The sequence below is a fragment of the Halorubrum ejinorense genome, from assembly GCF_039522565.1.
Taxonomy (GTDB): Archaea; Halobacteriota; Halobacteria; order Halobacteriales; family Haloferacaceae; genus Halorubrum; species Halorubrum ejinorense.
Genome location: NZ_BAAADQ010000006.1, coordinates 33,208 through 51,048, shown reverse-complemented (window position 1 = coordinate 51,048; position 17,841 = coordinate 33,208). Strand labels below are relative to the sequence as shown.

Here is a 17,841-nt window from a genome sequence, read left to right as displayed (position 1 = left end):
TCTCTACGCCTTACAACGATTCAACACAGCCATGTCACCCGAATCAAAGTTCTTTCTTAAACCGCTTTATTGAAATCCTATTTTTCAGATATATTCTCGCCTGAAACAGCCGTTCGATGAGAACTGCGTATCTACCGGCTCTGAATTTCTTGAACGCAGTTCATATTTGACACACAAAAAGTATATCAAAATCCTACATGAGGCTGACCCATGGTCGGCGCAACTGTCCAATTCCATTTCGATTCGCCCGTATCCGAGGAACGATTCGTCCGGACGTACCTCACAGACGCGTGGGACCGCTTCGAGACGAACGAGTACTGGACAACCGGTTGGTTTTGATCCTATAGACAGTTTGCTCAGTACGATACCGGACCGGATGGGGGATTAGTGCGGCTGGTGTTTGAGGGCGCTCCGGGTGAGCTCGTCGAGGCTGAATCCGGTCGATGGGACGAGTTCAGTGGCCTCACCTCGTGGCACCTCCAGCGATACGAAGACGAAGGGTATGACAGCCTCTTGGACCAGCAAACCGACGCGAAGGGGGAAATCGGTGGTGAGTGGGAGTACCGGCTGAAACAGCTCATCACGCAGTTTTCGCTCGCCTACTACCGCGAATTCGAGGAGGCACTCCCGATAGTCGGCGATGGCCACGATGAGAATCCGAAGCAAGTTGGATTCTGGGCAGCCATCCACGATATGTTAGTACAATGTGGATACGACTGGTATGATGAGACAGCGATGTGCCAGAAAGCGCTGAAAAACCGATTAAAATCCATCGCCGCCTACCGGGGTGCAGAGGCCGCCCGTGACGAGTATCAGCGGCTGCTCGCCGACTGGCAAGCACACGAAGAAGAGCTTGAACGCTGGCTTGAGGAGACCCCCACCGGGCAGGCAACTGAACCCTGACAGGTTCCATCGTTTGGGACTGATCGATGTCGGCCCTGTACTGAGCGATCTGTGAGTCCCCTGTACTGAGCGGTTGGAGGGGGTGAAACTATCAACTTCTGAGGATTTCAACAAAGCCTCTTAAAACAAAACGCATCAACGGACCGGTACTCTCTCACTGAGGAGTACCGAGTTACGATACTCCCCTACCCGTCCTAGTTAAGCGGTTCGCGGTGGAGCACCTCGCTTTCGTTGAAAACGACGATGGCCACCCCCGGCTCCGTGTCGACCGTGACGCTCGTCTCGTCGCCGTCGGTCACCTCGTCGTCGGAATCCCAAGGGCGCAATCCGTCGGTCGCGGGTTCGACGACCACGTCAACCCGGTCTGCGCCGAGTGCGTCACCGCCCGCGTGGGTGAACGTCACGACGCCCCCTTCACCGTCCTCATTCGATTTGTACGCGACCTCGAACGTCGCCTCCGGGGGAATCACGTTCTCGGTCACAATTTGAGTCTCATCACCGGCACTCCACTCAACAGTGACCGTTGTGCCGGCGGACAGATCGCCGAGTGATAGCGTCTCCTCACCAGTTAGTCGGTCCATCTCATCGGCGGGCTGTGTCGATGCGGGCTCTCCGTCGATCAGCACCTCGAAGGCATCGGCGTCGCGGCGGACGTCGCCGATGTAACGGAGCGTCGTCCCCGACCCGTCGCTGTCTCCGGCTCCCTCGTCAACGACGAATCCGCGGCGTGGTACCCCCGAGAAGTGGGCGACGGAGCTGGTCGCCGCGCCGTTCTCGAACTCGGTGTGAACGCTGACGACCACGGTGTCGTCGAGCCCGATGTCGTCGACCGTGATCGTGTCCCCCATGGTTAGTTCGTCGTGTTCGGCCGCGAACGCCGACTCTTGGTCGTCTTCTCGCCCCCGCAAGTCGCCGGTACCGTTCACCGACACGCGCAGTCGCTCGGGGTCGGCAGGCTGTTCGCCGACATACTCGATCGTCATGGCTTCGGAGTCAACATCGTAGGTCGCCGCGACCGCGTCACGTGCCGTGGTTGTACCGCCAAGGTGGTGTTTGTGGTCGCCGCCGGTCCAGACGAGTCGGACCCGCGAGAGCGGCGGCACTGAGGCCGTAAACGAGTCATTCGGACCAAATTCATCGAGTTTGTCCGCAGGCTGAACATCAGCCGGGGTGCGACCGACCTGGAGTTCCAACTCTGACGCGGGGGGCGTCCGGCCGTTTCTGTGCTGGACCGTAATCTCGCCGGCGTCCGGGTCGTACTCGATGGAGGCTCGCGTGCTCGGAACGACCTCGTGTTCGGCGATAACAACTGGTTCGTCCGGCTCACGCCACTCAATTATGACCGACCTCCCCAGTGGAAGTTCACCGAGAACCAGCTCTTCGTCGCCAGAGAGCGTGTCGTACTCATCGGCGAACTGCGTCTCGGCTGCCTCTCCGTCGACGAGGGTCACGAACGCGTCAGCTGGACGAGACTCCTCGCCGTCGTACCTGATCGTGGTCCTCGGCATGCGAGTGGATCCAAACACGCGGGGGGCGGGCACGATAATGGATGAACGAGCCACCACCCATCGGTTCCTCACCGTCGAACGCTAGCTGGACACTGTCGCCAATGGACACGTCCGTGACGGTAACTGCGTTACCGGGGTCGAACGTTCCGTCGGTGAACTCCTCACCGACTGTCTGAACGCCCTCCTCGCCACGGTGGACTAACCGAAGATTGCTTGCGTCGGCGGGGCGCTCGGCCTCGTAGCTGATTTCCAACGTCTCGGCACTCATGTCGTAGTCGACGGCGAACGCCTCGCGGTCGACCTGTTCGCGAGCGTACGTGTCGTAGACGTTGGCGTCCGGGTCAAACCACCGCACCATGACGGTGGCAATCAGTCCGGTCTCGACAGTGATCTCATCGCCTGGCGCGAATTCATCGCCATCAAAGAGCGTACCGGTCACCTCTTCGCCGTCGTGCCACACCTCCAGCTCGTCGAGCAGCACCGCCTCACCTTCAACGTGTTCAAACGTCACGGTACCGGCGTAGCGGTCGAATTTCGAGCGGATTTGGGCATCCGGCGACGCCTCACGATCGATTTCCGGCGGGGCCTCGACGACAGCGTCGACGAGCACAACTCCGTCAGTGCGCGTAATGTCCATCTCGACAGGATCGACGGGATCGATGGTCCGGACAAGTCGTCTGACAGTCTCGTCGTCGAGCTCGTCGGTGTCAGCAGCCGGACGGATTACGTATGCGTTATCCGCCGTTCCGTCGATGTCTCGGAGCTCGTTCGGGTTGGTCTCGAAGCCAGCAGCAAACGCGGCCACGTCATCGGGAACCGACAGCGGAAACGGACCGCCAGCAGCGTCCGGGGCCAGAAGTACTGTTTCGAATCCACCAAGCCGGGGGAGGGCGGTCGTCCCCAGCGACGATTCCGCAAATCGGTCGATCTCGTCGGCGGCCGCACGGCCAGCAACGCGAGCAGCTTCGATCCGTCGCTCACTGCTGTCGTCGGACGACTAATCAGAACGACCGCGAGGAGTCGGCGAATACCCACCGTCAGTCGCGGCAGCCGCCACGCCCTCATCGGTGAACAACGCGGCCTCATCTGTTTCGGTAAGTTGCCAGCCAGCAGGGAGGTCGTCCGTCGTCTCGACTTCGTCGGGGAGATCGTCGTTCGACTCAGCGTCTCTTTCGCCGACCGCGATCGTCTCCCCGAGGTCGGGGCGATCGAACCTACCGGCTGCCGTCACTAGTTGGGTTCCCCCTTCGGACGGGGTGATTGCGACGGTCGCTGCTAACTCGTCGACATCGATGTCGAGCCGTTCGGCCACAGACTGGGCACGATAGCTCAGGTCCTCTTGTGTGTCGGCGTCGACGCGCTCCGCAATGACTAATGCGTACGTCGTTGACAGGGCGTCGCCTGCCGGTACAGGAAAGAATGCGTCGGCGAACGGAGCCGAAATATCGACGTCGAGATCTCTCGGCCGATCAGCAACACGTGCGGCGGTCTCGGCGGCGATAGCACCTGTTAGCGCTGCGAGCGTCAGGGCGCTTCCTCCGAGGAAGCGGCGACTGGAGGCCGTACCATACGTAGACATACTGACACGACCTATAAAAACGGTCGATAAATCAATACGGTGTTGTAGTCTCCGCATATCGGCAGCCCACAACAATACAGAATTAACCAACAAGAACAAAGAATCGAGAGGCCGTTGGTTAAAAATCGACTTTCCCGGCGCAACAGTCTCTTTCAATTGGTTTCGGGAATTTTATCTGATTGTGTTGTCGAATACGCGCTGTATGGCCCTCCAACTCAGCCATGCGGTTAGTGACGGTCTTCGACGGACAGTATCCCGTACTGGTGGACTCCTCTTTGTGGGATTCCTCGTACTCCAGTTTGGAATTCAGACAGCAGTCAATAGCACCGTCTTGGGGTATCTTCCACCAGCGGCGGCAGAGCAATTCAGTAGCAATGCGGGGCTCACAATTCCCGTTACCGGACAGGTCGGGCTGGCACTGTTCGGTATCCTTGGTATTTTGACCGCCGCGTTTGTTGTCGTGACTTCTCGAACCTTCGCACAACCGCTCACCGAACGGTCCTCATTCCCCACAGCAGTGACAGACCGACTCGGGCGTGCGACAGTAAATGCGCTGGTCGGTGGCGCCTTCGTGAGCGTCGTCGTTATGATAGGCTCTGTGTTCTTGCTGGTCCCCGGACTATTCTTCGCAGCCTCATTCCTGTTTTTCATTTTCGCAGTGGCTGTTGAAAATCGAGGCATTATCGGGAGTCTCAAACGAAGCTGGGGGTATCGCTTACCGATCCACGGAGGCAACTTGCGGGTTCGTATGCTCCTCGTTGAGAACTGAGCGTGGTGACTCTGACCACTCGTGGTCGTCCCACTTGAGGCATACAGGCCGTGCCATCGGCCGTGCTACCGTTGTCTGTCGCTTCAGGAATGTCTTCGATGCGGTGAGGTCGGCGTGTCCCTCGAAGCCACACGAGCACGTCAGCGTATCGCGGTGCCGTGAACGGAACTTACTGTATCTTCGATTAGGATCTTAGAGGGTTGTCTTAGACAATCAATCTGACGCGGGGAGAATAAGAAGTGGAGACGGAGATCACAGCGTATCGTACACATCAAGCGAGCTGTCTCCACCGGCGGTCGGCGACGCCCTGCGGCTGCCGTGTAGGTGTGTCACAATTATTCAAGCAACGCTTCGTTCAGTGAACGTCTCGCCGTGTTCAAACCGCTCACCTGAAAGCAGCAGGATATCGAGGAGGTCCGTTTCCCCGTCGACGACGAGATCGGCGACTATCTGCCCGGCAGCGGGTGCGTGCTGGAACCCGTGTCCTGAGAAGCCGGCGACGGTCACGAGACCGGGAACCGTCTCTTCGATAATCGGGTGCCGATCGGGTGTAACCGCGTACAATCCGGCCCAGCCGCGTTTGATCCGGGTGTCCGGTCCAAAGTACTCAGTGTACTCAGCGGCGGTCTCGACTGCTTGCGCCGACCACGCGACATCCATGCCCTCGTCGTAAGCGTCCGGGTCTTGGTCCGGATCGTCGGTTTCCTCGAAGTGACCGCCGACAAGCGCTACCCCGTCCCGCTCGGGTCGGAAGTACGATCCCGTATCAAGGTCGATTGTTAGTGGGATCGACTCGGGGACAGGCGGCGTCGGGTCCACCACAGCGATCTGCCGACGTCGGGGCTCGATCGGGAGATCGACGCCCACCATCGCGCCGATCGTCGCGGCCCACGCGCCCGTAGCGTTGATGACATGGTCAACCGCATACCGCTCGGACTCCGCAGCGTCAACGGCTTGGATATCCGCGCCGACGACACGATCCCCCTCGCGGTGGAGATCTGTGACTGCCGTCTTCGTCTGAATGTCGACGCCTCGCTCGCGGGCGACCTCAGCGTACCCCTGCACGGCAAGGTTCGGATCGGCGAACCCGTCGTCGGGGTTGTACGTCGCCGCGACGAATGGCTCGGAGGCCAGTCCCGGACAGTGTTCGGTCGCCTCCGCAGGGGTGAGCAACTCGCTTTCCGCGCCGAGTTCGCGTTGCATGTCGACGTTCTCGCGAAACTGCTCGGCGGTGTCCTCCGTCCGGGCGAGAAACAGGTAGCCGTTCTTTCGAAGGCCGATGTCCACGCCGAACCGTTCCTCGAAGGTGTTCCACACGTCCTTGCTGGCGAGTGAGAGTTCGACGTTCACCTGCGTAGAGAACTGTGATCGGATTCCACCGGCCGAACGTGCGGTGCTCCCGGCTCCGAGCGATCCCTTCTCGACGAGCGTCACGTTCGCGCCACGGTTGGCTAACGAGCACGCGGCTGCAAGCCCGACGATCCCCCCACCCACGACGAGTGTGTTCATGGGTCCCAATCGCCCCCGAGTACATTAACATTCGACGCCGATCGGATACCCTGTCGATCAAGGTGACCGACTAGAGAGATGGTCACGCTGATCGGTCGGCCCGACGATCAGGCTAAGTTACCGGATAGCGACGCCTCGGACATGGTGCTCCTACTCTCTGCGGAGGAGGTTGAGCGAAACCTCGATCTAGCGGGGCTCGTCGACGTGGTGGAGAACGCGTTAGTCAAACAGGCTGCCGGCGAAGTCGAACGGCCCCAACGGCCGCATTTTCCAGTCGGCGCGGGCCTCGATGGCGACGAGCCAACCGGAACTGGGATCGCGATGCCGGCGTACATCCACGGTGCGGACCACTACGCGACGAAACTCGTCGGCGTCCACGAAGGGAACGCGGAGCGAGGTCTCCCGACGATCAACGCTCAGGTCGTGCTCACGGACGCCCGGACGGGCCTCTCGACGGCGTTCATGGCGGGGACGGCGATCACGAACGCCCGGACTGGCTGTATCGGAGCGGTTTCGGTCCGAGCGTTGGCTCCGGAGCCGGACCGGGAGGACCTCACACTCGGAGTCATAGGCGCGGGTGCGCAAGCACGGTGGCAGACTCGCGCGATCGGGGCCGTTGCGACGCTCTCGGATGTACGGATCTACTCGCCAAGTGACTCGCGAGGCGTGTGTGCGGCCGACCTGAGCGAAGAGGGGATCCCGGCACAGGCAGTTGACACGGCCAGAAAAGCCGTCGAGGGGGCCGATGTAGTCGTGACCGCGACAACGGCGACCGAGCCCGTCTTCCCGCCCGATGCACTCGGGGCGGGGAGCCTCGTTATCGCTGTCGGCGCGTTCACAGCGGACATGCAGGAGCTTGATCCTCGTGTCCTCGAACGTGCGGAGCAGACGTTCGCCGACGTCCCCGAGGAAGCCGCCGAGACCGGTGACCTCCTCGCGAGCCCTCTCGACGGGGACGATCTGATCGAACTCGGTGTGCCCCTCGCAGACGGATACGTCCGAGAATCATCTGATGGGATCCTGGTGGTCAAGAGCGTCGGGTCCGCAACGCTAGACGCCGCGGCGAGCGAGGCAATCTACCGGCTGGCGGTCGAGGCAGGCGATGGGACCGAGGTTCCACTCTAGCTCGTTGCTGCCCACCGGCCGGGATGATGGAAAGTTTGATCGACGGGTGTCAGACCGAGATGGGAGCGTGAACTGGTCGGCCACGGGTGACAACGAGATTCTTCACGCAGATCTCAGTTCCCCCGGGTCGATCGACAAGTAGGGTTGTTCGTCCCCCCAGAGGGGTGCGGGGCGATCCAGTCATGGATCGCCCCGTAAAGTGATTGCTCGGTGGGACACCGCGCACCTATTTCGTATGAACGCATAGACGGACAGCACACGCTCCACTACAGCCATTGTGGCGCAGCGAGCCTGAAGCTCAAACACGGAATCTCGGCTGAGTCGCCGTTCGGTGGCGACGACACCGGCTCCAAGTGGGCGAAACAACTGCTGGCGGAACTGACCGATGGCCTCGAGAGAGATGCCATCGACAGCCACCTCGCCGGCGAGGATCGACTGTCGCCGGTCGTCGAGCCGAAGCCCCGTGCCACCGAGGCGATCAAAGGCGTTATGACCCGGTGAAAGAAGGGCAAGAAGGCGTCGCAACCCCACTTCTCGACGCTTTTTGTCCGGTACAACAGACGGAGTGTGACGTGACACGCCGACCGCATGCCCCTCTCTACCGATAAAGCCAGCAAATAGAAGAGTTGACAGAGAAAGTGTACAATATTCAACACTAGTTAGACAGTCTATAGCAAGTATTTGAGAGCTAGTAGTTCCCCGCTGTCAAATATGCCACTATATCTTGTTTATTTGTAGTTTTATGACTCTATAGTGTCTACATATAATAGATACTTCAGATATAAACACCACACACCTAATTTTTATGTCCAGTAAATGAGCTTATACAACTGTTCACGATGGATAATCGGCTCTACATGGAACCCGACACGCTCCCGCCACTCGATTCGCTCTCGGGACGATCCCAAGACAATTCGGTACTGTTTGCGACCCCTACCCATTTCTCCGTAGACTACCGGATCAACCCGTACATGGTGTCTGGGGTGGACACGGACGCTGCGAGCGACCAATGGCATGATCTCGTCGATCGGTACGAAGAAATCGCGGATGTGACCGTGATGGACGTCGAAGCCGTCTGGAATGACCTCAAGGATTCAGGGGAGGTTGCTCCGCCGTCGGAACTCCCAGATATAACGTTTTGTTCGAATCATGCGCTGTCGCTCCCGAACGGCGACGGCTTCCTGCTCGCAGAGATGGCCACTGAAGAGCGGCGTGACGAGCCTGCCTACTTTCGGCAGTGGTGTGAGAATCGTGAGATAACGACTGAGACGCTCCAATCGGACGTTACTTTTGAGGGGTGCGGCGATGCACGGTGGCACCCGGGCCGACAGCTGCTCTGGGGCGGGTACGGGCCACGGACCGATCTTGCGGCGTATCGAGAGATCGCCGATCGGTTTGATATCCCAATCGTCCCGCTCGAGCTCACCGACGAGGCATACTATCACCTGGACGTGTGTTTTTCGGCCATCGACGAACACACTGCCGTCGTGTGCCCTGACGCGTTTACCGAGACCGGCCGCGAGAAACTCGACCGGATGTTCGAGACGTTAATTACGGTGACACCAGAAGCGGCGCAAGAACACTTCGCCTGTAACTGTCACTCGATAGCGGGCGATGTGGTCGTCATCGAACAGTCGAACCGGGAGACGATCACGGCGCTCGAGTCACGTGGGTACGACACGCTTTGCGTATCGACTGACGAATTTATGAAGGCAGGCGGATCTGTGGCGTGTATGGCGTTTCCCCATTGAGTGACGTCCTCGTTCTGCTATCCGATTACGGGGGACGCGTCTGATCGCGTGACGTTTGGCTCCTCGGTGAGGGCAGTCGTACCGGAAAAATAAGTCGAAAAAGCGGTAGAGCGCCGAGAGTTAGCTGAATACAGGCGGTAAGCCCCCTTCCTCAAGGAGCAACACAGGCCGGAGGCCGAGTAGCGCAGTAGGGAGGGGATACACCGCCGTCATCGCCTCACATACACTGCTCTTTATCACTACTCCACGCCCCACGTACCGGCACACTTACGTTGAAACAATGTATAAATACAGGTGATGGATAGACACGAAATCGAAGGCCACGAAGTCATCGAAGGCGAGGTGAAAGCCACCGGAAACGGCGCACACGTCCTCGTTCCGAAACAGTGGCGTGGCGCAGACGTGAAAATCGTCCGAACGTCTGACCCCGACGAATAGCTACTCCCAATGCACTACGCCTATAGGTTCCGACTCAATCCCACGCCCGAACAGCGTGAGCAACTGGGTTACCACCGTGACACCTGTAGGCAACTCTACAACCACGCACTCAACAAATTTGAGCAAATCCCAGACTCGGCGGGGACACTCAACCAGCGAGTGCGGCAGGTTCGGGATCAACTCACCGACCTCAAAGAGTGGTGGAATGAGCTGAACGATCTGTACTCGACAGTTGCACAGGCAGCTGTCATGCGAATTGAAGACAGTATCAAAGCTCTCTCCGAACTGAAGGAGCGGGGCTACAACGTCGGCAGTCTCAACTGGAAAGCCCCACAGGACTTCCGTAGTTTCACTTACGTACAGTCTGGTTTCGAGTTCGATAGTAAGAACGGCCAGCCTGTACTGTCACTGTCGAAACTCGCGGATATTCCAATCGTGAACCACCGAGAGATCCCCGACGACGTGACGATCAAAGAGGTCACGATCAAGAAGGAGCCGACCGGTGAGTGGTTCGCCTCATTCGCTGTCGACGGCAAACAGACACCGGAGAAACCAACCGACTCCGAGCGGTGTGTTGGGATCGACGTTGGGATACTCAAATACGCCCACGATACCGATGGAACTGCTGTCGGGTCGCTTGACCTGTCCGACGAACGCGAACGGTTGGAACGCGCCCAGCGCGACCTCTCACGGAAAGAACATGGGTCGAACAACTGGGAGAAACAACGGAAAGTCGTTGCTCAACGCCATGCCGATCTAAAACGGAAGCGACGTGATTTCCTACACAAGCTGTCGAACTACTACGCCACCGAGTACGACTTAGTGGCCGTCGAGGACTTGGACGCGAAAGGGTTGGTTGAACTACCGGGCAACTCTCGAACCCGAGCGTCGGCGGCGTGGGGGACGTTCAAGCGGATGCTCGAATACAAGTGTGACCGTGAAGGCACGCACTTTGTGGCGGTCGACCCGAAAGACACGACCAAAGAGTGTGCGTCCTGTGGCGTGAAAACCGAGAAACCGCTGTGGGTTCGTGAACACTCTTGTCCTTCCTGCGGGTTTGAAGCGGATCGGGACGCGAATGCGGCTTGGAATATTCTTTCTCGCGGTCTTGAAGAAGTAGGAGTGGTTCACTCCGAATCAACGCCTGTGGAGACTGCGCTCCCTGCGGATACATCCGTGTCTGCAAAGCGCGTCGTGGAAGCAGGAAGCCCCACCCTCAAGGAGCGAACGGCGTCAGCCGTGAGCGAGTAGGGTGGGGTAGTTCACGGTTGCGCGTCGGTGTCGATATCAACACCGGTGTACACGCTAAGGGCCCCCAACTCACCGAACTCAGGCATGTCGACCCAGTCGTATGAGAACCGCTCTGCGGCGGGGTACGCGTAGTTGATCATCGCACAGTCTTCCCAGTTGGCCTCCTCCATCCGGATGAGCGCCTCTTCCCAGCGCTCGCGAGCCTCGTCGTCCCGGGTGGAGTTCTCCTGCATCGTGTCCCACGCATCGCGGGCGGTTTGGGAGGCGTCCGTGTCAACCCAATTGAGCGCGACTAAGGGGTTCCCCGTGACGCCTTCGTTGTCCGTCGAGCGCGTGTTCGGTGGGTACAGCAGCGCGAGGACGTTGAGCGGGTCCGCCCACGACATCCCCCACTCGCCGAGTCCGGCAGGTCGGTTGCCGGCGAACTCGCGGTCGAGCAGCGTCGAGAACGGCGCCGTACTGATCGAGACTTCGATGTGAGCGGCAGAGAGGCGGTCCCGGAGATCGTTGGAGATTTGCTCGTACGTCGTGTCCTCAACGTTGAGTATTTCGAACTCGTACGGGTTGTCATCGCTGTAGCCGGCGTCTTCCATAATCCGCCGGGCTTCCTCGATGCTCGACTCGTTGTAGCCGTACGGGTAGTTCTCGCGGGCGTGTTCCTCTGCCGCCTCAGGACCGCCGGGGAACAGCGTCGCGGGAGTCATGTGGTACCCGGGCTCAACCCGGCCCTTGTAGGCGCTATTGGCGATATCCTCGTGATTCATAACCCACGCAACCGCCTTCCGGGCCGGCTTGATTACTTGATCGTTGTTGAACAACATAAACTGCGTACTCAAGCCCGAAATCCGGAGGTAGTCGACCATATCCCCATTCTGTATCGGCCCGTATTCGCCGACTTGAAGGCCGTTATCCCGAGTCTCATTAACTGTCGCCAGGTCGGGGTCGTATTGAGCAGTCGGGATGGAGAACGCATCCACGTTCCGGTTCATCGCGTAGTTGTACTGAGCGTTCGAGTCCTCGATCACCTGCCAGTGGACGCGGTCAACCGTCGCTCCCTCCCCGTGGTAGTCGTCGAAGGCAGTCACGGCCATCTCCTCACCGGAGGTCCACGAGTCAAACTCGAACGGGCCCGTGCCGAGCGGCGCAGCGGTGAACTCTTGATACTCCATTTCACCGTCGTACCCGTCGATGTCGCCGACGATGCCTTCAGGGAGCACCGCAAACGTCGCGTCCGCCATGATATCGAGTGCCGCGTAGTACGGGGACGACAGTGTTACCTCAACCGTCGTGTCGTCGACCGCCTCCACAGCCATCGATCCCGGAACGTACTCGCCGTCGTCGTTCGTCTCGTGCGCAATGCCGAGGTCTGAAAGCAGCAGGAACGCCGACGAAGAGTCCTCTGATGCCGCGATCCGCTCCCACGAGTAGACCACGTCTTCGGCACCGATCGACCGGCCATCATGTGCGACGGCGTCTTCGCTGAGCGAAAACGTGTACGTCAGCCCATCGTCGGAGATTTCATACCCGGTCGCGAGCTGTTCGACGACACCCGACTTCCCCTCGGGCTTCCCGATGAGCACGTCGAAAATCTGGAAGATAACCTCGTTAGCAGACGAAAGGACGTTCGCCGGCGGGTCGAACGTGTTGACCGAGGCGTTGAGTAAGCGCAGCGTTTTCTCCGTATTGCTGTCCGACTCATCGTCGGTTTCGTCGTCGCTTCCAGTGTCGCTCGTGTTCTCGCCGTCGTCCAGCTCGTCAGGGACGTCTTCTTCGCTGCCCCCTGAGCAGCCAGCAACGGCGGTCATCGCCGCGAGTGCGCCAGTCGATCGAAGGAAGGTTCGTCTTGATCGCTCCGAATCGGAATTCGGCATAACTGTGACAACTATCGTAGGAATTTAAAACAACGTGAGTATTGGGCTATTCGCTGTAAGGACAACTATTATTACTCAGTTTCCCAATATGAACATCTACTAAATGGGTCGATGGGAGTACTTTCTCAAACGGCTGCTTCTGATGGTGCCGATCGTCTTTCTCGGCACGACTGTAACGTTCCTCATCCTCCGGATTGGACCGATTGATCCCGCAGCTGCGATCATCGGGCCTAGCGGCGACACCGAGGCGTATGCCGCAGTGAGAGACAGCCTCGGGCTTGATCAGCCCCTTTGGCTCCAGTATATCGAATTCATGCGGGATCTCCTAACCCTCCAGCTAGGGGAATCATGGGTCGTCGTCCGCGGACGGCCCGTTTGGGACCTCGTCGGGATCTACGGACCACGAACGTTGTGGCTCGGCTTCTGGTCGATCCTCATCCCGATATTCGTTGGTCTCCCGCTCGGTTTCTATGCTGGACTGAATCCGAACACACTCGCGGATTACTTCGCCTCCTTCGGCGGAATCGTCTGGCGGGCGATGCCTAACTTCTGGCTCGCTGTGATTTTCGTCAGCGTGCTCACGCGGTCGGAAGCACTGTTCGGGTTTAATTGGGGAAGCTGGCTCGTCGAGACGCAAATCGTCACGCCACCAGACCTCTCGAGGCTTTGGGAGCCCTCTCAGTTCCTCGGTGCGCTGAAGGCGATCCTCCCCGCTGCGCTCGTGCTCGGGTCCGCGTCGATGGGGAACGAGATGCGGATCGGTCGCACGGCCATACTCGAGACGAAGAACGCGAACTACGTCGAGATGGCGAAGGCAAAGGGAGTCCCAGGCAGGCTCGTCGTCTGGAAGCATATGTTCCGTAACGCGCTGATCCCGCTAGTGCCGGTGATCACCGGGGAGGCGTTTTTGCTCCTCGGTGGATCGGTACTCGTCGAGACAGTGTTCGCGATTAACGGGCTCGGATACCTCTTCTTTCAGGCGACGATCAACGGCGACGTCCCGCTCGTCGGGTCACTTATGTTCTTATTCATCCTGCTGTCAGTCGGCATCAATATCCTTCAGGACTTCCTGTACACGGTGATTGATCCGCGCGTCGGATACGACGGAGGTGCCTGATGGGGGCCGACACCGACGTTGGAACCGGATCGACCCGCACCGGAGAGTTTCAGGAAGGCGCCGAGCAGGCAGATAGCGACCGCGACCTGCCGTTCCGTGAACGAGTCCGGCGTAACCCCGGCCCCGCGGCGACGTGGGGGGTTGTGATTGCCGCGCTCGTCGCGGCCGAGTTCGGGGCGATCGTCGGCGGACTGTCATCGGTCCCTCCATGGGGGTGGGTCGGCGGGCTCCTTCCAGGAGCAGCCGAACCCGTCGCGGCCGCCCTCGCTGGCGCCGCCGAACGAGCGGCCGACCTGCCGACACTCACCTCTCGGTCCGTCATCGACAACAGCGGGTACCAGACGCCAAGCGGCTGGGAAGGCACAACGCTCGGCCTTTCGCCAGCCGTCGCGTGGTTCCTCCGCGTGTGTGTGATCTACGGCTACTCGTTCACCTGGCTCGTTGTCGGTTGGTGGGGGTACACCCTGTATCGTCGGCACTACCGGATCCCCGACTGGACACCGCGTGACGACGTTGTGAACCGGTTCCGACGCCACTCGTGGGGGCAATTTGGCCTGGCAGTGGTGTTCGCGTTCGTGGTCATGGCACTGTTCGCGCCGGTGCTCGGTCCGACGACGGTCGAACAGAACATCGAGAACCCCTATGAGAATCGCATCGAGTACTACGACGACGAGACGGGCGAGGTCGAGTCGATATTTGTCGGGGACGCTAACGGCGAGTCAGAGTCCCGCGGACAGGGTGACAACAACGTCGGACCGCTCGAGTACGACCAGTACGACCGGTTCCATCCGTTCGGAACGCTTCCGGACGGGAAGGATCTGTTCACGTTCATGGCGGCGGGTGCCCGAGTATCACTGATTGTCGGCCTCACGAGCCTCGGTATCGCCGGCGGGTTCGCGATGGTATTCGCGATGCTAACAGCGTACTACAAGGGGCTTGTCGACCTCGGCGTCGTGATCGCCGGGGACTCGATACAGGCGATGCCACAGTTGCTGTTCATTATTTTGGCGTCTTTCGTGCTCTCGGACACGTGGATCGCCGAGGTGTTCAACGGCGGTCTCGTACTCGCACTGTTATTCGGTATCACCGGCTGGCCGGCACTATGGCGTGCCGTTCGTGGCCCGGCCTTACAGGTGTCTGAACGGGAATGGATTGATGCCGCCAAGTCCTACGGTCAGCGACCGCGAATCACGATGCAAAAGCACATGCTGCCATACGTCGTAGGATACTTCCTCATCTACGCGTCGCTCTCACTGGGTGGCGTGATTATCGGCATCGCCGGGCTCTCGTTCCTCGGACTCGGAATCGAGGCCCCGACGCCGGAGTGGGGGCGGGCGGTGAGCGCGGGACAGCCGTATGTGGCCACGCAGTCGTGGCATATCTCACTCATTCCAGGAATCCTCGTCGTGATCATCGTAACGGGATTCAACGCCCTCGGCGACGGCGTCCGAGACGCGATCGATCCGGAAAGCGACATCAGTGATGGGGGCGACGAGAGCGTCGCAACTGGGGGTGGTGCCTGATGAGTCGTCACGTCAACGATGAGTCTAGCTCTCGAACTGACGACACCGCGTCGGCTCGTGACCCCGCGCTCGCGGTTGAGAATCTCCGCACGGTGTTCCACACGGAACACGAACGGATCCACGCAGTTGACGGCATCTCCTTCGAAATTAGGCGAGGTGAAACCGTCGGACTCGTCGGCGAGTCCGGCAGCGGCAAATCGGTGACGGCGCGGTCGATACTCGGACTCATCGAGTCACCCGGTGAGATCGATCCGAGTTCATCGATCCGCTTCGACGGCGAAGACATCACGGAGTATTCCGAGTCGGAGTACGAGTCGATCCGAGGGGACGGGATTGCGATGGTGTTTCAGGACCCGCTGTCGACGCTGAACCCCGTGTACACCGTCGGGAACCAGATCAAAGAGGCACTGTCGCTTCACCAAGGGCTCCGGGGCGCCGCAGCGACGGAACGAGCGATCGAGCTCCTTGAGGAAGTCGGTATTCCTGACGCGGCGCGGCGAGTCACAGAGTACCCACATCAGTTTTCCGGCGGGATGCGCCAGCGCGCTGTCATCGCGATGGCGCTGGCATGCGCCCCCGAAGTACTGATCTGCGACGAGCCGACAACCGCGCTGGACGTCACCATTCAGGCACAGATCATTGACCTCCTGTTAGATTTACAGGCAGAGCGGGATCTTAGCATCTTGTTCATTACACACGACATGGGAGTGATCGCCGAGGTAGCCGATCGGGTCAACGTGATGTACGCCGGTGAGATCGTCGAGTCGGCACCGGTCGAACCGCTGTTTGCGGAGCCGAAACACCCGTACACCCAGGGATTGTTACGAAGTATTCCCGGGATGCAGACGAGCGGCGACCGCCTGGAGACAATTGAGGGCGAGGTACCGACACCGAACGAGCCCGCAACTAGTTGTCGGTTCGCCCCGCGGTGCCCGAAAGCGTTCGATGAGTGCTCACAACTTGCGCCGGTCCCGACAGACGTGGGTGACGACCCGGACCACGATGCCGCCTGCCTGTTGTATCCCGCCGAGTTGTCAACAGACGAGGCAGTCACACGTCACGAGTCAGCCGGTGACGGAGGTAAACAATGAGCGACGGTCGACACACATCGAGAGACACAGTGGACAATTCGCCCGACAGTCGTAGCACAGCCAGCAGTGATAGCGACGACGTACTCCTGTCTGTTCGCGGGCTGAAAACACACTACGAGGAACAATCGCTGCTTGGCGGCGATCCGGTCCGGGCCGTTGACGGCGTCAGTTTTGACGTCCGTGAGGGCGAGACACTGGGGCTCGTCGGTGAGTCGGGCTGTGGGAAGACGACGCTCGGACGGACGCTCGTCCGGTTAGAAGAGGCGACCGATGGCGAGGTGGTTATTGACGAGACGGATATTACGACCCTCACAGGCGACGAACTCAAACGCTGGCGACGGGACGCGCAGATCGTGTTTCAAGACCCGGAGTCGAGCCTCAATGACCGGCTTACTGTGGGTGAGATTGTCCGCGAACCGCTCGACGTTCACGACTGGAAGACGCCCGACGAGCGGCGGCAACGCGTCAGAGATCTCCTCGAACGGGTCGGGCTCCGCGAAGAGCACTACTACCGGTACCCGCACCAGTTCTCCGGGGGACAGCGGCAACGGGTCGGCATCGCGCGTGCGCTCGCTGTCGAACCTGAGTTTATCGTGCTCGATGAACCGGTGAGTGCCCTTGACGTAAGCGTCCAAGCGCAGATTCTCAATCTCTTGATGGATCTACAGGACGACCTCGGTCTGACGTATTTGTTCATCGCGCACGATCTCTCTGTCGTCCGTCACATCTGTGACCGAGTCGCGGTCATGTACCTCGGTAAAATCATGGAGTTCGGGCCGACTGAGCGGTTATTCAGCGAGCCACAAAATCCATACACGAGATCCCTACTGTCGGCCGTTCCGACGCCGGACCCGACGGCCGAACGCGACCGAACCGTCCTACGTGGGACACCACCGAGCCCGCGCGATCCCCCCGATGGGTGTGTCTTTTCGACACGGTGTCCATCGAAGATCCGCCCCGAAGGGTTCGAGGAACTCTCCGAGGACGACTGGGAGGCGATCGAGGTGTTCCGTGAGGTGCTCCGCGAGCGCTCCCGGACGGATCCGTCCCTCTCAGAGCGGGCTCGTGACCTACTGGGCCTCGAGACGCGGCTCCCGGACATCGACGAGGCTGCTGACGAGCTGTTTGCGAACCGCTCGTTCTCCTCGGACGTCCAACGACCGATCCGTCGGTCAATCGAGGCCGCCAACAACGGCGACGAGGGCCGCGCGAGAGAGATCGTTACGGAAGCACTCGGGAGCGTCTGTGACCGTGAAGCGCCGTCGCTGCTGGCGACGGACCAAACGAACGGCGCCCGGTCGAGTCGCTGCCATCGTCACCGAGAGGAGTACGCCGAACCGGGCGCCGTCGATCGGCGTGGCCCAGAGCCGTGATGTCGTCGAAGCGATCGACCGGCTCGGGAGGCG

Annotated in this window: 12 protein-coding genes and 3 pseudogenes; 11 read left to right on the top strand and 4 right to left on the bottom strand. The window is 60.0% G+C overall.

Annotated features, from left to right (window positions below; genetic code table 11):
• Positions 1-387 precede the first annotated feature (387 nt).
• Positions 388-903 (top strand): hypothetical protein, encoded by a 516-nt coding sequence (locus ABDZ89_RS07605; protein ID WP_343777969.1) that lies wholly within the window; start codon positions 388-390, stop codon positions 901-903.
• A 194-nt stretch (positions 904-1,097) separates the two neighbouring features.
• Here the strand turns inward: ABDZ89_RS07605 and ABDZ89_RS07600 are convergent.
• Positions 1,098-3,990: pseudogene (locus tag ABDZ89_RS07600) on the bottom strand (hypothetical protein).
• A 202-nt stretch (positions 3,991-4,192) separates the two neighbouring features.
• Here ABDZ89_RS07600 and ABDZ89_RS07595 point away from each other — a divergent pair.
• Complete coding sequence (locus tag ABDZ89_RS07595) at positions 4,193-4,759, top strand: DUF7847 domain-containing protein (RefSeq protein WP_343777967.1); 567 nt, start codon at positions 4,193-4,195, stop codon at positions 4,757-4,759.
• Here ABDZ89_RS07595 and ABDZ89_RS07590 read toward each other — a convergent pair.
• Positions 4,706-4,921, bottom strand: a pseudogene (locus tag ABDZ89_RS07590) (transposase family protein); the annotation flags it as partial. The gene ABDZ89_RS07595 and the pseudogene ABDZ89_RS07590 sit on opposite strands and share 54 nt — an antisense overlap.
• 177 nt (positions 4,922-5,098) lie before the next feature.
• Entirely contained in the window at positions 5,099-6,268 is a 1,170-nt protein-coding gene (locus ABDZ89_RS07585) for an NAD(P)/FAD-dependent oxidoreductase (protein ID WP_343777965.1), read from the bottom strand.
• A 141-nt stretch (positions 6,269-6,409) separates the two neighbouring features.
• Between ABDZ89_RS07585 and ABDZ89_RS07580 the strand changes: the two genes are divergently transcribed.
• The 5 genes and pseudogenes from ABDZ89_RS07580 to ABDZ89_RS07560 all read left to right on the top strand — a co-directional run bounded on the left by ABDZ89_RS07580 (position 6,410) and on the right by ABDZ89_RS07560 (position 10,833).
• Positions 6,410-7,393: an ornithine cyclodeaminase family protein gene (locus tag ABDZ89_RS07580; protein ID WP_343778094.1), complete on the top strand. Its 984-nt coding sequence runs from the start codon at positions 6,410-6,412 to the stop codon at positions 7,391-7,393.
• A gap of 210 nt (positions 7,394-7,603) precedes the next feature.
• A pseudogene (locus ABDZ89_RS07575) lies at positions 7,604-7,864 on the top strand (DUF6735 family protein); the annotation flags it as partial.
• Positions 7,865-8,250: 386 nt separating this feature from the next.
• Entirely contained in the window at positions 8,251-9,144 is an 894-nt protein-coding gene (locus tag ABDZ89_RS07570; protein ID WP_343777963.1) for a dimethylarginine dimethylaminohydrolase family protein, read from the top strand.
• A gap of 297 nt (positions 9,145-9,441) precedes the next feature.
• Positions 9,442-9,582: a DUF2080 family transposase-associated protein gene (locus ABDZ89_RS07565; protein WP_121600587.1), complete on the top strand. Its 141-nt coding sequence runs from the start codon at positions 9,442-9,444 to the stop codon at positions 9,580-9,582.
• 9 nt (positions 9,583-9,591) lie between these two features.
• The gene (locus ABDZ89_RS07560) at positions 9,592-10,833 is read left to right on the top strand and encodes an RNA-guided endonuclease InsQ/TnpB family protein (RefSeq protein ID WP_343777960.1); all 1,242 of its coding nucleotides are present in this window, start codon (positions 9,592-9,594) and stop codon (positions 10,831-10,833) included.
• Positions 10,834-10,844: 11 nt separating this feature from the next.
• Here ABDZ89_RS07560 and ABDZ89_RS07555 read toward each other — a convergent pair whose 3' ends face one another.
• A complete protein-coding gene (locus tag ABDZ89_RS07555) occupies positions 10,845-12,638 on the bottom strand; it encodes an ABC transporter substrate-binding protein (RefSeq protein ID WP_343777958.1) in 1,794 nt (597 codons plus the stop codon).
• A gap of 169 nt (positions 12,639-12,807) precedes the next feature.
• Here ABDZ89_RS07555 and ABDZ89_RS07550 point away from each other — a divergent pair, with 169 nt between their 5' ends.
• From ABDZ89_RS07550 to ABDZ89_RS07535, 4 genes are read left to right on the top strand one after another with little or no spacing between them, the layout of a single operon-like run.
• Positions 12,808-13,821 (top strand): ABC transporter permease, encoded by a 1,014-nt coding sequence (locus ABDZ89_RS07550; protein WP_343777956.1) that lies wholly within the window; start codon positions 12,808-12,810, stop codon positions 13,819-13,821.
• Entirely contained in the window at positions 13,821-15,344 is a 1,524-nt protein-coding gene (locus ABDZ89_RS07545) for an ABC transporter permease (RefSeq protein WP_343777954.1), read from the top strand. The genes ABDZ89_RS07550 and ABDZ89_RS07545 overlap by 1 nt, the downstream gene beginning before the upstream one ends.
• A complete protein-coding gene (locus ABDZ89_RS07540; RefSeq protein WP_343777952.1) occupies positions 15,344-16,435 on the top strand; it encodes an ABC transporter ATP-binding protein in 1,092 nt (363 codons plus the stop codon). Before ABDZ89_RS07545 ends, ABDZ89_RS07540 begins: the two co-directional genes overlap by 1 nt.
• The gene (locus ABDZ89_RS07535; protein ID WP_343777950.1) at positions 16,432-17,808 is read left to right on the top strand and encodes an ABC transporter ATP-binding protein; all 1,377 of its coding nucleotides are present in this window, start codon (positions 16,432-16,434) and stop codon (positions 17,806-17,808) included. Before ABDZ89_RS07540 ends, ABDZ89_RS07535 begins: the two co-directional genes overlap by 4 nt.
• Positions 17,809-17,841 lie beyond the last annotated feature (33 nt).

Excerpts from the sequence above, each read along its gene's own strand:
- ABDZ89_RS07595 (WP_343777967.1), top strand. The coding sequence starts at position 4,193 with ATGGCCCTCCAACTCAGCCATGCGGTTAGTGACGGTCTTCGACGGACA.
- ABDZ89_RS07545 (WP_343777954.1), top strand. The coding sequence starts at position 13,821 with ATGGGGGCCGACACCGACGTTGGAACCGGATCGACCCGCACCGGAGAG.
- ABDZ89_RS07535 (WP_343777950.1), top strand. The coding sequence starts at position 16,432 with ATGAGCGACGGTCGACACACATCGAGAGACACAGTGGACAATTCGCCC.
- ABDZ89_RS07555 (WP_343777958.1), bottom strand. The coding sequence starts at position 12,638 with ATGACCGCCGTTGCTGGCTGCTCAGGGGGCAGCGAAGAAGACGTCCCT.
- ABDZ89_RS07585 (WP_343777965.1), bottom strand. The coding sequence starts at position 6,268 with ATGAACACACTCGTCGTGGGTGGGGGGATCGTCGGGCTTGCAGCCGCG.
- ABDZ89_RS07560 (WP_343777960.1), top strand. The coding sequence starts at position 9,592 with ATGCACTACGCCTATAGGTTCCGACTCAATCCCACGCCCGAACAGCGT.
- ABDZ89_RS07540 (WP_343777952.1), top strand. The coding sequence starts at position 15,344 with ATGAGTCGTCACGTCAACGATGAGTCTAGCTCTCGAACTGACGACACC.
- ABDZ89_RS07565 (WP_121600587.1), top strand. The coding sequence starts at position 9,442 with ATGGATAGACACGAAATCGAAGGCCACGAAGTCATCGAAGGCGAGGTG.
- ABDZ89_RS07580 (WP_343778094.1), top strand. The coding sequence starts at position 6,410 with ATGGTGCTCCTACTCTCTGCGGAGGAGGTTGAGCGAAACCTCGATCTA.
- ABDZ89_RS07550 (WP_343777956.1), top strand. The coding sequence starts at position 12,808 with ATGGGTCGATGGGAGTACTTTCTCAAACGGCTGCTTCTGATGGTGCCG.
- ABDZ89_RS07570 (WP_343777963.1), top strand. The coding sequence starts at position 8,251 with ATGGAACCCGACACGCTCCCGCCACTCGATTCGCTCTCGGGACGATCC.